Source organism: Lapillicoccus sp. (assembly GCF_046595215.1).
Taxonomy (GTDB): Bacteria; Actinomycetota; Actinomycetes; order Actinomycetales; family Dermatophilaceae; genus Lapillicoccus.
The window spans coordinates 1-13,967 of the sequence record NZ_JBKJPP010000108.1; the positions used below are offsets into that span (position 1 = coordinate 1).

General features: G+C 71.8%; 12 protein-coding genes and 1 pseudogene. 10 read left to right on the plus strand and 3 right to left on the minus strand.

What is annotated here, in order from left to right:
- Positions 1 to 264: 264 nt before the first annotated feature.
- From ACLL9L_RS08540 to ACLL9L_RS08550, 3 genes and pseudogenes are all read right to left on the minus strand, one after another.
- Positions 265 to 1,830: pseudogene (locus ACLL9L_RS08540) on the minus strand (phosphoketolase); the annotation flags it as partial.
- A gap of 47 nt (positions 1,831 to 1,877) precedes the next feature.
- Positions 1,878 to 4,547: a magnesium-translocating P-type ATPase gene (gene mgtA, locus ACLL9L_RS08545; RefSeq protein WP_411284221.1), complete on the minus strand. Its 2,670-nt coding sequence runs from the start codon at positions 4,545 to 4,547 to the stop codon at positions 1,878 to 1,880.
- On the minus strand, positions 4,544 to 5,203 hold the full coding sequence (locus tag ACLL9L_RS08550; RefSeq protein WP_411284222.1) for an SRPBCC family protein: 660 nt from the start codon (positions 5,201 to 5,203) through the stop codon (positions 4,544 to 4,546). The genes mgtA and ACLL9L_RS08550 overlap by 4 nt, the downstream gene beginning before the upstream one ends.
- 259 nt (positions 5,204 to 5,462) lie before the next feature.
- On the opposite strand from ACLL9L_RS08550, the gene ACLL9L_RS08555 reads away from it, so the two are divergent.
- From ACLL9L_RS08555 to ACLL9L_RS08600, 10 genes are all read left to right on the plus strand, one after another.
- Positions 5,463 to 6,263 (plus strand): GAF domain-containing protein, encoded by an 801-nt coding sequence (locus tag ACLL9L_RS08555; protein WP_411284223.1) that lies wholly within the window; start codon positions 5,463 to 5,465, stop codon positions 6,261 to 6,263.
- A 190-nt stretch (positions 6,264 to 6,453) separates the two neighbouring features.
- Positions 6,454 to 7,095: a hypothetical protein gene (locus ACLL9L_RS08560; protein ID WP_411284224.1), complete on the plus strand. Its 642-nt coding sequence runs from the start codon at positions 6,454 to 6,456 to the stop codon at positions 7,093 to 7,095.
- A gap of 85 nt (positions 7,096 to 7,180) precedes the next feature.
- On the plus strand, positions 7,181 to 7,480 hold the full coding sequence (locus ACLL9L_RS08565; protein WP_411284225.1) for a hypothetical protein: 300 nt from the start codon (positions 7,181 to 7,183) through the stop codon (positions 7,478 to 7,480).
- A gap of 204 nt (positions 7,481 to 7,684) precedes the next feature.
- A complete protein-coding gene (locus tag ACLL9L_RS08570) occupies positions 7,685 to 8,578 on the plus strand; it encodes a universal stress protein (RefSeq protein ID WP_411284226.1) in 894 nt (297 codons plus the stop codon).
- A gap of 85 nt (positions 8,579 to 8,663) precedes the next feature.
- Entirely contained in the window at positions 8,664 to 9,506 is an 843-nt protein-coding gene (locus tag ACLL9L_RS08575) for a polysaccharide deacetylase family protein (RefSeq protein ID WP_411284227.1), read from the plus strand.
- Positions 9,503 to 10,798 (plus strand): YncE family protein, encoded by a 1,296-nt coding sequence (locus ACLL9L_RS08580; protein ID WP_411284228.1) that lies wholly within the window; start codon positions 9,503 to 9,505, stop codon positions 10,796 to 10,798. Before ACLL9L_RS08575 ends, ACLL9L_RS08580 begins: the two co-directional genes overlap by 4 nt.
- Before the next feature lie 96 nt (positions 10,799 to 10,894).
- On the plus strand, positions 10,895 to 11,590 hold the full coding sequence (locus ACLL9L_RS08585; protein WP_411284229.1) for a glycosyltransferase: 696 nt from the start codon (positions 10,895 to 10,897) through the stop codon (positions 11,588 to 11,590).
- Positions 11,587 to 12,555 carry an acyl-CoA dehydrogenase family protein gene (locus tag ACLL9L_RS08590; RefSeq protein WP_411284230.1) on the plus strand — a complete coding sequence of 323 codons (969 nt, stop codon included), beginning with the start codon at positions 11,587 to 11,589 and terminating at the stop codon, positions 12,553 to 12,555. Before ACLL9L_RS08585 ends, ACLL9L_RS08590 begins: the two co-directional genes overlap by 4 nt.
- The gene (locus ACLL9L_RS08595) at positions 12,552 to 13,310 is read left to right on the plus strand and encodes a PIG-L deacetylase family protein (RefSeq protein WP_411284231.1); all 759 of its coding nucleotides are present in this window, start codon (positions 12,552 to 12,554) and stop codon (positions 13,308 to 13,310) included. The genes ACLL9L_RS08590 and ACLL9L_RS08595 overlap by 4 nt, the downstream gene beginning before the upstream one ends.
- The gene (locus tag ACLL9L_RS08600) at positions 13,307 to 13,918 is read left to right on the plus strand and encodes an SAM-dependent methyltransferase (protein ID WP_411284232.1); all 612 of its coding nucleotides are present in this window, start codon (positions 13,307 to 13,309) and stop codon (positions 13,916 to 13,918) included. Before ACLL9L_RS08595 ends, ACLL9L_RS08600 begins: the two co-directional genes overlap by 4 nt.
- The last annotated feature ends 49 nt before the right edge of the window (positions 13,919 to 13,967 follow it).

Sequence of the window (13,967 nt, forward strand, 5' to 3'; positions counted from 1 at the left end):
AGGGTTCGAATCCCTTCTCCGGCTCTTGGACTGTTCCACGAACAGTTCCAATAAGTCCTTCAGATTTCTACGTCGCGATTCGAGCCTCGATCTAGTGCGACCGGCGAAGAGGCCTCGGCCTCTTCGCCCCCCGGGGGGCTGACACCTGGAAGAAGCGCTGCGGCTCGGTCGCGGTCGCGCTCGAGTTGCGCGACGGGCGTTCGAAGACCGAGGAGACGGTGGATTGTGAACCGTCTGCCGACGATACCGTCACGAATGACCCAGAACGGATGGCCATGGTCGCCGCCGCCAGGGCATCTCGCTTGTCATTTTCAGCCACTTTGCGTGCTGGTTGAACATCGAGTCGATGATGTGGATGAACGCCTCGTAGCAGTTGAACAGCCCGTGCCGTCCCGTGAGCAGGTAGCCCTCCAGCCAGCCCTGGCACAGGTGCTCGGACAGCACCTCCATGACCCGCCCGTCGGGCGAGAGGTGGTCGTCACCCGGCAGCGTGGCGCCGTCCCAGGCACGGTTGGTCTGGGCAAAGACAGCCGAGAGCCGGTTGGAGGCGGTCTCGTCCGGGCTCATCATGCGGAAGTTGTCCGGGTTGCGGGTGATGACGTCCCTGATGAACTCTCCGAGCACCCGGGTGGCCTCATTGACCGTCCGGCCCGGCCCGTCCAGGGCCACGGCGTAGTCGCGGAAGTCGGGGAGGTCGAGGTCGCGCAGCAGCCGGCCACCGTTCGCATGCGGGTTCGCGCTCATCCGTCGAACGCCCCTCGGGGACAGCGCCCTCAGCTCCGGCAGCAGTCGGCCCGAGTCGTCGAACAGCTCCTCGGGCCGGTAGCTGTGCATCCACTGCTCCAGCATCTCGCGATGTGCGGCGTTGGTCCGCGTCTCGGTCAGCGGGACCTGGTGGGACCTCCACGTCCCCTCCACATCGAGGCCATCGACCGTGCGCGGCCCGGTCCACCCCTTGGGGGTTCTCAGCACGATCATCGGCCAGGCGGGTCGGTCGGTGGCCCCGCCCTCACGAGCACCTCGCTGGATGGCCTGAATGTCGTCGAGGACGCGGTCCAGGGTCGAGGCCATCTCCTCGTGGACCGCCATCGGGTCGTCGCCCACGACGAAGTGGGGCTCGTAGCCGTATCCGCGCATCAGGTCGGCCAGCTCGGCGTCGGGGACCCGGGCCAGGACGGTCGGGTTCGCGATCTTGTAGCCGTTGAGGTGCAGGATCGGCAGGACAGCACCATCGGTCACCGGGTTGAGGAACTTGTTCGAGTGCCAGCTGGCGGCGAGCGGACCGGTCTCGGCCTCGCCGTCGCCGACGACGCAGGCAACGAGCAGGTCGGGATTGTCGAACGCCGCGCCGAAGGCGTGCACCAGTGCATAGCCCAGCTCACCGCCCTCGTGGATCGATCCAGGGGTCTCCGGCGCCACGTGGCTGGGGATACCGCCGGGGAAGGAGAACTGCCGAAACAGCCGCCTCATCCCGTCCTCGTCCTCGCTGATGGAGGAGTAAACCTCGCTGTAGGTGCCCTCGAGGTAGGCGTTGGCCACCAGCCCCGGGCCGCCGTGCCCGGGTCCGGTGACATAGAGCGCGTTGAGATCCCGCTCGCCGATGACGCGGTTGAGGTGGGCGTAGACGAGGTTGAGACCCGGGGTCGTCCCCCAGTGCCCGAGCAGCCGGGGCTTGATGTCCGCCGCGACCAGTGGCCGGCGCAGCATCGGGTTGTCGAGCAGGTAGATCTGGCCCACGGACAGGTAGTTGGCCGCCCGCCAGTAGGCGTCGAGAAGGTCCAGGTCGTGCCGCTGGGATGGCGCCGTCTCGGTCAGTCCGGTCTCGGGCATGGGTGTCTCCTTGGTGGTGAGGGTGTTCGGTGGTCAGGTGTCGGTGGTCAGGTGTTCGGTGGTCGGGGGTGGTGTGGTCGGGCGTGGTGTGGTCGGGAGGTGCTGAACCAGGCGGCCCTGCGCCGCAGGTGGCGGTCGACCCGGTGGGGCACTCCGCGCGACGTCGGGCTGGGGGCGCTGGCGTAGAAGATGCGTTTGCCGATCTCGATCAGGGCGAGATAGGCCAGGACCATCCCGACCAGGGCCACGAAGAAACCGCCGGGCAGCGGGGCGAAACCCAGCGCTCCGGCCAGCGGCGTGGCCGGGAGCACCGCCCCCAGGGCGACCACCCCGAGAGCAGCAGTGGTCAGCGTGCGACTGGGGCGACTGCGGAAGAAGGGTGTCCGCCGGGTGCGGATGACGAAGATCACCAGGGTCTGGGTGGCAAGCGACTCCACGAACCAGCCGGTGCGGAACTGGGCCGGCCCGGAGTCGAAGACCCACAGCATGACCCCGAACGTCACGAAGTCGAACACCGAGCTGACCGGGCCGAAGAAGAACATGAACCGCCGGATGAACCCGATGTCCCAGTGGGAGGGCCGTCGCAGCTGCTCCTCGTCGACGTGGTCCGTCGGGATGGCCAGCTGGCTGGTGTCGTAGAGCAGGTTGTTGAGCAGGATCTGTGACGGCAGCATCGGCAGGAACGGAAGGAACAGCGACGCCCCCGCGGCCGAGGCCATGTTGCCGAAGTTGCTGGAGGTGCCCATCAGGACGTACTTGATGGTGTTGGCGAAGATCCGTCGTCCTTCGGCCACCCCGTCGGCGAGGACGTCCAGGTCCTTGTCGAGGAGGATGACGTCGGCGGAGTCCTTGGCCACGTCCGACGCTGAGTCGACGGAGATGCCGACGTCGGCGGCGTGGAGGGCCAGGGCATCGTTGACCCCGTCGCCGAGGAAGGCCACGCCACCACCACTGCGTCGCTGGCAGCGGACGATGCGCGCCTTGTGCTCAGGGCTGACGCGGGCGAAAACCGTTGTCGTGGCGATGGTTTCGAACAGCTCTTGGCCGTCGAGCCGGTCGAGGTCGGCACCGGTCACCGTGCCGCCATCCACGAGGCCGAGGTCGCGGCACACCTTCTCGGCGACCACGGCGCTGTCCCCGGTGACGACCTTGACGGCGATGCCCAGGCCGGCAAGGCGCTCCAGCGCGCGCGCAGCGTCCGCCTTGGGGGGATCCAGGAAGACCAGCAGCCCCTGGAGGACCAGGTCGCGTTCGTCAGCGGTCGTCGGGAGGCGCTGGTCGTGAACGGCGCGGGTCGCGACGGCGATGACGCGGTTGCCTGCCTCGAACTCCTCGCCCAGTCGCCGCCGGGCCTCCGGCGGCACCCCCACGCACCGGTCCAGGACGGCCTCGGGGGCGCCCTTGGTGGCCAGCACCAGGTCGCCGCCCGGCATCCGCACCAGGACCGAGACCAGGCGGCGCTCGTGGTCGAACGGCAGGACGGACAGACGCTGGTATGACGAAAGCCGCTGTCGCAGCGTCTCGTCGGTGGCCTCCCACAGGGCGTGGTCGAGGGGGTGGGCGCCGGTCGGGGGCCCGGGACCGGCTGCGGCGTCCGTGCAGAGCAGACCCCACGCCTGGACCGTCGCCGGGGTCGTCGCCCCGGCACCGACGGTGTGCGAGTAGTCGATGCTGCCCCGCGTCAGCGTGCCGGTCTTGTCGGTGAAGAGGACCTCGATGTCGCCGAGGTCCTCGATGCAGACAAGTCGCTTGACGAGCACCTTCACGCGGCTCATCCGGCGCGCCCCGGCCGCGAGACTCGTCGAGACGACGGCCGGGAGCAGCTGCGGGGTGATGCCCACGGCGATGGCCAGGGAGAAGAGCAGCGCCTCGAGCACGGGACGCTGCAGGACGATGTTGATCGCGAAGATGGTCAGCGTGAGACCACCCGCCACATAGACGAGCAGCATCGAGAACCGGCGCAGGCCGACCTGGAACTGGGTGTCGAGCTGGTGGGTGTCCAGACCCGTGGCGATGGCCCCGAACTCCGTGTGGGGACCGGTGGAGATGATGACACCGCGGGCGGTGCCGGCCTGGACGATGGTGCCCATGAGGGCGCACCCCGTCAGGTCCGCCAGGGCCGTCCCGGCCGGAACGGCCTCGGTTCCCTTGTCGACGGGGAGGGACTCACCGGTCAGCACGGACTCGTCGCAGACGAGCCCGGCCGACTCCAGCAGTCGGATGTCGGCCGGCACGACATCGCCGATCGCCAGGTCCACCACGTCGCCGGGCACGAGGGTGACGACGTCGACCGCTTCCGGCCGTCCGTCGCGCCGGACCGTGGCCCGGTGGACGATCTGGGAGTGCAGGCGTTCGGCCGCCTTGTCCGCTCTGTACTCGTTGACGAGACCCAGCCCGACCGACAGCCCCACGATCAGTCCGATGATGACCGCGTCGGTGCGCTGCCCGACGAAGAACGAGGCCGTCGCCGCGAGCAGGAGCAGACCCAGCAGCGGGGAGCGCAGCTGGTGCCAGAGGACCGGCAGGATCCGCGCACGGTGGGAGGCAACCGCGTTCGGGCCGGAGAGCGCGAGCCGCCCCGCCGCGTCCGCGCTCGCCAGCCCGTCGCTCGTGACGCCCATCATCGTCAGCACCTCGGTCCCTGGACGAGCCGCTGCGTCACCGATCCGCACCGCCCGGTCCGCCTGGGGCCGGGCGAGGATGCGGGTGGTGCTCACCCTGCGTGCCGGGACTCGGCCCGGTCCCGGATGCCGCGCAGCATGCGCTCGGTCATGACGAAGCTGGCCAGGGCGACGGGCTCCAGGAGCACCCCGGCGAGGGGGCGGAGGTAGAGGTAGCGCTCCCGCGTCACCAGCCGGGTGGTAACGCCTCGGCCGTCGAGCAGGATGAACGCCCACGTGGACGCGTAGGGCGCGGGCACCGTCCCCATGGGCACCCCGCCGGTGACGACGAGGGCTCGCCCTGCCTCGACGACCGCGACGCTCAGGGCCACGTCGGGGTGGAGGCGGAACTCACCCCCGACGACCGGCGGTGGCAGGTCGGGGAGGATCTGCTCAGCGCTGTGGATGTCGCACCCGAGCAGGTTCTCGAGGCCGTCATAGCTGTAGAACCCACCGCGCCCCTGGCCCAGCTGCGCCACCCACGGCCACACCGCCGCGGGTGGGGCGTCGACCGTGATGGCCCGGGTCGAGCAGAGGTGGGCGCGGCGCAGGAGCCCGTCGCCGGGCAGCACCATGTCCACCTCCGCCCGGGTGGCCCCCCACCGCAGGAGACGGTTGCGCACGACCACCGAGAGCACCCCCCCGGCGCCGCAGATCGCCAGTGCGGTCGTGCTGCGTGCAGGTGCGGCCGTGCCGTGTCGTGTGGGTCCCACAACCTGCTCCTTCGCGACACTGGTTCGGGGTCTGCCTGACGACCCGGTCGTGTCGACTCTGCTGACACCTGTGGGTCTTCGACAGGGCCGAAGGTCCCGTCCCACGGGCTACGCCGGCCGACCCGCGGCCGTGATCCCCCGGCCTCATCGCCCGGCTGCGCTGCCCGGCATACACTCGGGTCGTCGCAGAGCGTGCTCGAGCGGACCGTAGCCCGACCGGTCACCGACGCGCTGGATCCTCGACCGAAGGGGCACCTGGATGAGCGGGTTCGACAAGACCCCGCGGGGGCCGCGCGCCGTGCGGCGCGAGACTTCTGACGCCGAGGACGCTGCAGACCTCCAGAGCAACCTCTCGGACCTGGCCGGGCTGGTGGTCGGCACCCTCGGGCTCGAGGACCTCCTCGCGCGGGTGGCCACCTTCGCGTCACGGGCCATCCCCGGCGCAGACGGTGCCGGGGTGACCCTCCTTGACGTCAGTCAGGACAGTCACCGCGTCGAGGCGTTGGCCGCCAGTCACCCGTTCGTGTCGCAGCTCGACGAGATCCAGTACGTCACCTTGCAGGAGGGGCCGTGCATCACCGCTGCCCGGGAGCGACGCACGGTCCGTTCCGGGTCCCTCGGCGGGGAGCGGAGGTGGCCCCGGTTCGGTCCACGGGTCGGCCGCCTGGGCATCCACAGTGCCCTGTCGCTGCCGTTGATCCTGCCCGGGCAGCTGGTGGGTGCCCTCAACGTCTACGCGCGCGGCAAGGACGTCTTCGACGACCGCGCGGTCGAGCTCGGTGAGCTGTTTGCGTCACCGGCCGCGGTCGCGGTCCACAACGCCCAGATCCTCACCCAGGCCTTGGCGCTGACCACCCAGCTGCAGGCCGCCCTGTCGAGCCGACCCGTCATCGACCAGGCGATCGGTCTGATCCGTGGTCGCAGCGGTGGCACCGCCGAGGAGGCGATGGACCGGTTGCGGGCGATCAGCCAGGCCGAGCACACGAAGGTCGTCGATGTTGCCCGGCACCTGCTCGACGAGGCGGTCGGACGCGCCCGGGCCCGGCACAACCGAGGCTGACGAGGCGTCACCACCTCCCCGACAACCAGTCCTGCCCGCCGGCCGCGTTGCGGCAGTGGGCTGGCAGTGGCGGGAGCCCCGGACCCGGATCACCACCGTGTCCCGACCGGGCACCTCGCGCCGCGACCCGCGCTGCCCGGCCCCGGCTCGAAACGGTGCGCCCGGTCGGCGCCACCGGAGCTCATGTCCCATGAACGTCCCTGCCCTCCCGTTCGCCCGGCTTGCCGCCCTCACCGAGCTCCTCGGCGACGCCGATGTCGACATCGCCGCAACCCTGACGATGCTTGCCGACCGGGTGCGGCTGGCCGTGCCGTCCTTCCTCGGGCTCTCCGTCCTCGTCACCGGCGCTGGATCCGGACTCCAGGTGGACGTCATGGAGCAGGTCTTCGTCGGCCGCATCCAGTCGTCCTTGCTCATCCCCACGTCGGAGGCGCTCGCAAGGGTGTCGCGCGGCGAGAGACCCACGGCCCGGCCCAGCATTGCCCTGGTCCTGTATGCCGCCCGTCCCGGCGCCCGCGTGGACCTCGCGGCCGACCTGGCATGGCTGACGTCGCTGCCGTGGCCGGTTTCGTCCTGGACCACCACCTGGGCGGACCTGGGCCTCGATCCGCGGCGGAAGCAGTCGCGGATGGAGGAGGAGGGTCCTGAGCCGCCGTGGGAGAGGTATGCAGGGGCCGCCGGCCTGTCCGGTTCTCCCGGCTCGCTCGCACGCCGGGAGCCTGGTGAGCCGGTGTATTCTGCGGGTGCTGGGAATCTCAGCACGTCCGGAATGGGTCCAGCCGTCCGCTGCAGGACTCGAGGAGCAGTCGCTCCGAGCCGGACACGTCGGTGATGGCCTGTGCGTCAGGATCACCCATGAACTCCCTCTTCCGCTCCGGTGTGGACGACCAGCCACCCGCTCCGCTGGGCTGAGCGCCATGTCCCCCTCTCCGATGTCACGACACGCCGGCCAGGAGCCGGTCCCCCAGGACGTCGGGCCTGGTCGGGGCTGCCGACGTGGCGTCGCCGCCGACGCGCAGGTTGCCTGGGTGGGCGACAAGGTGCCCACGGCGGACGCGAGCGGGGTCTCGGGTGCGCTCAGCCTGAATGCCTGGCTCGCGGGTGAGGGCCTGCGCCCGTCGACGCAGCCGGCAGCAGGCACGCCGCCCGCCACCTCGACGGCGAGGGTCCGGTGCTCGCCCGCCTCCGGGTTCCCCTCCTGGTGGGCACGGCGCTGACCTGACCCGGCCCACCATCGGTCATGATCCCTGCACAGGGGTGGCTGAGAGGCAAAGGGCCCAACGCAGAGGGTCCCCAAGGCCACGGGCGGGACCTTGGGCCCTTCCCCCACCTCGGCGGGGCGAGCACCGTGAGGTGACGAGGGTTGGGACCCATGCAACCCCCGCGCTCACCCCCACTCACCGCTGACCTGGAGGCCTGTGATGAACCAGCTGTCCACCCACCCGACCATCGTCGTCGGCGTCGACGGCTCCACACCGAGCGAACTCGCGCTGGACTGGGCCGTCGACGAGGCCTCACGCCGCCACCTGCGGCTCCACCTCGTGTGTGCGTCGGGGATCGACTACGCCTCGGACACCCTCGGAGCCGTCATACCGGTGATCCAGGACGAGTGCAAGAGGGTGCTCCGCGGCGCCGCGGAGCACGTCGCGTCGATCGCCCCCACGCTCCAGGTGACCACCGAGGCGTGCCGAGGCCAGGCGGCTGCTGCGCTCGTCGCGGTGTCCGCGCAGGCCGACACCGTCGTGGTCGGCTCTCGCGGGCGCGGCTCGGTGGGTGCCGCCCTCGCCGGCTCCACCTCGCTGCAGGTTGCCGCCCACGCCTCGTGCCCGGTCGCCGTCGTCCGGACGCTCTCGATGGCGAGCCCGACGCGGCCGCGGGTCGTCGTCGGGGTCGACGGGTCGCCGGTCTCCTCCGACGCGATCGGCTACGCCTTCGCCCAGGCGGCGCAGCGCGAGGTCGGCCTGACCGTCGTCCACGCCTGGGACGTCGAGTTCGTCGAGGGGGTCATCGCCGTCGCCTCGACGTCCGACCTCTGGGAGCGCCTCGGTGACGAGGAACGCGCCCTCACGGCGGAGTCGGTCGCCGGCTGGGCGGAGAAATATCCCGACGTCGACGTGCGGACCCATGTCGTGCGCGGCCACCCGGTGGACGTCCTCGTCTCGGAGTCGGAGGGCGCCGAGCTCGTCGTCGTCGGCAGCCGCGGCCGGGGTGGCTTCTCTGGGCTGCTGATGGGCTCGGTCAGCCACGGCGTGCTGCACCGGGCGCAGTCACCGGTCGTCGTGGTCCGGCCCCACCCGACAGACGGAGCCCGCTGAGTGGTCACCCACAGTGGCGGATGACGTCGACGACTCCTGTATGCCGTTCAGTGTTTCCCAAGTCGGGTGTGCCACCCTGTCGTTCGTGCCCGCGGACAGCCCGACCACCGATCGCCGAACGCTCCTTCGAGGAATGGCCGGACTGGGGAGCGGCGTGCTCGGGCTGGCCCTGTCCGGCTGCTCGTCGGCCGGCCCTGCGCTCGAGGGAGCGACGACTGGCGCCAGCGCCGCGTCGGACCGCTCCGGATCAGCCTCGTCGGCCACCACCCCGGCTCCCGGCCCGGGGACGTCCCTCGCGCCCAGCCTCCTGCGGGAGGCCGGACCGGACATCACCCGCGGCCCCACGACGGGCACCGCCGTCGCCCTCACCTTCCATGGCGCCGGCGATGCGGGCCTGACCGCCCAGGCCCTGCAGATCGCCGCCGCCGCCGGGGCGCACCTGACGGTGTTCGCCGTCGGCCAGTGGCTGTCGGCGACCCCGAGCCTGGGCCGCGACATCGTGGCCGCCGGCCACGATCTCGGCAACCACACCTGGAGCCACCAGACCATGACCCGGCTGACCCCTGCCCAGGCCGCCCAGGAGGTCAGCGACGGCGCCCGCGCCGTCGCTGACGTCCTTGGCGGCTCACCCGGGCTGCTGTTCCGCCCCTCCGGGACCCCCACGAGCACGGCCCTGATCCGGGCCGCCGCACTTGGCTCGGGCTACCAGCGGTGCATCTCCTACGACGTCGACCCCGAGGACTATCTCGATCCCGGCTCGCAGGCCGTGCTCACCCGGACCCTCGCGAAGGTCACGGCGGGCTCGATCGTCAGCCTCCACCTCGGCCATCAGGGGACGATCGACGCGCTCCCGGGGATCCTGCGGGGTCTCGGGGCCAAGGGGCTGGCCGCCGTCCGCCTCAGCGAGCTCCTGGGCCAGGCCCGATGAGGCCCCTGGCCGCGGCCCGGGCCACGACCCGCCTGCGCGGACGACGCCGGGCCCTCGTCGGCGGCGGGGTCGTCGCGGCCCTGCTGATGCTCAGCGCGTGCTCCGGCGACAGCGGGGCCGCCGCGGGCGGACCGGCGTTCGGGTCTGCCGCGGCTCCGAACACCTCGACGGGGGCGGATGTCACCCCGGGGTCGGCGACGGGTGACTCGGCTGCCGCCTCGACGCTGCCCTACGCCCACGTGGGGGCGGGTGACATCCAGGGGGCGGCTGCCCGGGCCAGACCCCTGGTCTACGTGCCGAACCAGCAGGCCGGTTCGGTGCAGGTCATCGACCCGAAGACCTACGCGGTCACCGGCACGTTCCCGGTCGGGAAGTCCCCCGAGCACGTCGTGCCGAACCACGACCTGACGACGTTGTGGGTCAACAGCGACACCGGCAACTCGATGACGCCCATCGACCCCCTGACCGGCAAGCCGGGGGCGACGATCCCCATCGACGACCCCTACAACCTCTACTTCACCCCGGACGGCACCTCCGCCCTGGTCATGGCGGAGCGACTGCGCCGGATCGATGTGCGCGACCCGCACACCATGGCCCTCAAACGCTCGCTCCCCGTGCCGTGCCGCGGGATCAACCACATGGACTACACGGCCGACCTGACGACCTTCGTCGCGAGCTGCGAGTTCAGCGGCAAGCTGCTCGTCCTGGACGCCGACGCGACGACGGTCCAGAAGGTCATCGACCTCAACGTCATCCCCACACCGGGGGCGACCTCGCCGGAGATGGCCCGCTCCATGGGGGGCCCCAGGGCCAGTCTCGAGTCGGGCGCGTCCGCGATGCCGCAGGACGTCCGGCTCTCGCCGGACGGGAAGTGGCTGCTCGCGGCCGACATGCTGCGCAACGGGGTCTGGGTCATCAACGCCCACACCATGACCTACGACCACTTCGTCCCGACTGGCCTGGGTGCCCACGGGCTCTATCCCTCCCGTGACGCCACCCGGATTTTCGTCAGCAACCGGGACGAGGGCTCGATCAGCGTCCTGGATGCCGCCACGCTGACACAGACCGCCCTCTGGAAGATCCCCGGCGGCGGGTCGCCGGACATGGGTGGGGTGAGCGCCGACGGCACCGAGCTGTGGATCTCCGGCCGCTACAGCGCCAAGGTCTACGTGTTCGACACGACGACGGGGCAGGTCACCCACGTCATCCCCGTCCGCGCGGGTCCGCACGGACTGCTGGTCTGGCCGCAGCCCGGGCGCTTCTCGTTGGGTCACACCGGCAACATGCGCTGAGCGACGGACCGGGCCGGGCCGCCCGCCGCGTTTGGGCAGCCTGCCATCGGGCACGCTGTCCACGCAAGCGTCACGCCGACCAAGGAGAGGAGCACCGTGGCCCGTGCCCTGCACCCCGCTCCGGTCGGGGTCCGTGAGATCACGGTGGTCGTGCCCGCGCACGACGAGGCCGAGCTGATCGGCGCCTGCCTCGAGTCCCTCGACGTCGCCGCGGCCGCCGTGTCCGTGCCGGTCCGCGTGGTCGTCGTCGCCGACGCATGCACCGACGGCACCCTCGAGGCCGTCGGACCCGACACCCTCGTCGTGGTCGTCGCGGCACGCAACGTCGGAATGGCGCGGGCAGCGGGGTTCCGCGGCGCAGATCGACGCCCCGGGTCGTGGTACGCGACCACGGACGCCGACTCCCGGGTCCCGGCGGACTGGCTCGCCGTCCAGCTCGACTCCGCCGTCCGTCACGACGTCTTCGTGGGGACCGTCGAGGTCACCGACTGGTCGCGGCGGGCCAGCGGACTCGAGTCGGAGTACCGACGTCACTACTCGCCGTCGACGGGCCACCGGCACGTCCACGGCACCAGCCTCGCCCTCTCAGCCGAGTCCTATTGGTCCGTCGGAGGATTCACCGCGATGACGGCCCACGAGGACGTCGCGCTCATCGAGCGCTGCGTCGCCGCCGGGTATGCCGTGGACTGGAGCGCCCGCGCCCCCGTTGGCACGTCTGCCCGGCACTCGGAGCGGACTCCCCACGGGTTCGCCTCCTACCTCACCGCCCTCGAGGAGACCCTCCCCGCATGACCACGGACCGCCCGGACCGCACCCCGACGCGGGTACGGCGCCTGATCGACGACGGGGGCGCCACGATACCGCTGCCGGGCGGCGGGGACACCGGCGGCCGATGGCAGGAGCTGACCCGACTCGCCCGCCAGGACGTCGTCGTCGGACGGCTCCTCGAGGCCCACGCCGACGCCGACGCCATCCTCGCCGAGCTCACCGGCGACCGGGTCGCGCCGGGCGAGTGGTGGGCTGTCTGGGCCGCGGAACCCCCCACGCCACGCCTGGACGCGGTCCGCTCGGCGGCCGGGTGGGACCTGGGGGGGGCCAAGGCCTGGTGCTCGGGGGCAGGCCTGTGCAGCCACGCCCTCGTGACCGCCCGGGCGCAGGACGAGATCCACCTGTTCGCCGTCGCACTCGACCACCCCGGCGTCACGCCCGACCTCAGCACCTGGCACGGGGCGGGCATGGCACGCAGCGCCACGGGCACGGTGTCCTTCGACCACGTCCCCGCGCGGCTGGTCGGCAGTCGGGACGACTACATCGAGCGGGCCGGTTTCTGGCACGGGGCGATCGGCGTCGCCGCCTGTTGGCTGGGTGGCGCCGAGGCCGTCGCGGACACCCTGCGCGGGAGCGCGCGCTCCCGGAGCCTCGATGCCCATGCCCTCGCCCACCTCGGGGCCGCCGACGCAGCCCTCGCCGGTGCTCGATGGGCCCTGCAGGGAGCTGCCGCCGAGACGGACCGGGCCCCCCGTGACCTCGCCTCAGCCCGGGTGCGCGCCCTGCGGGTGCGTGCTGTCGTCGAGTCCGCCGCGACCGGCGTCATCGACCACGTCGGCCGCGCTCTCGGCGCAGCGCCTCTCGCCCTCGACGCCTCGCACGCGTCGGCCGTCGCAGACCTGAGTGTCTACCTGCGTCAGAGCCATGCCGAGCGTGACCTGGCTGCGCTCGGGGCGGCGCTGGCGGCGACCGGGGACGGGAGCCCGTGACCCCCGAGCGAGACACCCACCGGCTCGGCACCGTCGACCAGATGGGTCAGGGCACGCCCGCGTCGACCTGGTCGGCCTGGCGACGAGCCTTCGACGAGCTGGACCTGTCCGGCTGGGATCGTGTCCTCGTCGTGGCGCCCCACCCCGACGACGAGGTCCTCGGCGTGGGCGCCCTGATGGCTGCCCTGGTCTCACGCGGCGCGGACGTGACCGTCGCCGCCGTGACCGACGGCGGCGCGGCATACCCGCTCTCCCCGACCCTGGGTCCCGCCGCCCTGGCACGGGTGCGGGTCACGGAGTCCGACGCGGCCTGCGCGACGTTGGGCGTGGCGCCCCCACACCGTCTCGGGCTGCCCGACGGCGCCGTGGCCAGTCACGAGCCTGAGCTGGTGGACCACCTGTTGACCCTGCTGCGGCCGGCGACGATCTGCCTGGCGACGTGGGCCGGTGACGGCCACCCCGACCACGAGGCCACCGGTCGAGCCGCCGCGCAGGCGTGTCGCGCCACCGGAGCGGTCCTGGTGGAGTACCCCGTCTGGATGTGGCACTGGTCCTCCCCCGGCGACGAGGCCGTCCCCTGGCACCGCGTGCGGGCCATCTCGCTCTCCGAGGCGGAACTGGCCCGCAAACGTCGTGCCGTCGACCACTTCGTCAGCCAGACGCAGGCCCTGTCGGACCACCCGGCGGACGCTGCCGTGCTCCCTCCGTTCGTCATCGACCGGCTCGTCCGGGACCGGGAAGTGGTGCTGCTGTGAGACCCGGGTACTTCCATGACATGTATGCCGTCGATCCCGACCCGTGGGGCTTCACCTCGCGGTGGTACGAACGCCGCAAGTACGCCCTGACGCTGGCCTCCCTGCCCCGCGCCCGGTATCGCCACGTCTTCGAACCCGGGTGTTCCATCGGCGTGCTCAGCGAGCAGCTCGCCGCCCGCGCCGACCGGCTGCTCGCCTGCGACCTGGTGCCCACGGCGGTGGAGCAGGCGAGCGCGCGACTCGCCGCGTCCACGATGGCCCGTGACACCGAGGTCGACGTGCGCCAGTGGGACCTTCGTGGCCCCTGGCCCGACACGACCTTCGACCTCATCGTCGTCAGCGAGGTCCTCTACTACCTCGAGCCCGCCGAGGCACGGGCGTTCATGACGTCGGCTGTCGGGCACCTCGAGCCCGACGGCCACCTCGTCTCCATCCACTGGCAGCCCGTGGTGCCGGACTACCCGATCAGCGGGGCCGAGGCACAACGGATCGCCTGCTCGAGCGCCGGGCTCTCCCGGCTGGCCCACTACGAGGACGCTGACGTGGTGCTCGACGTGCTGGCCCGCGGGCCCGCGTTCTCGGTGGGGGAGGCCGACGGTCTGCGCTGAGCGGCGACTCCTGCGCGGCCGTCGGTGATCGCGTCACCAGGCGTCGCCG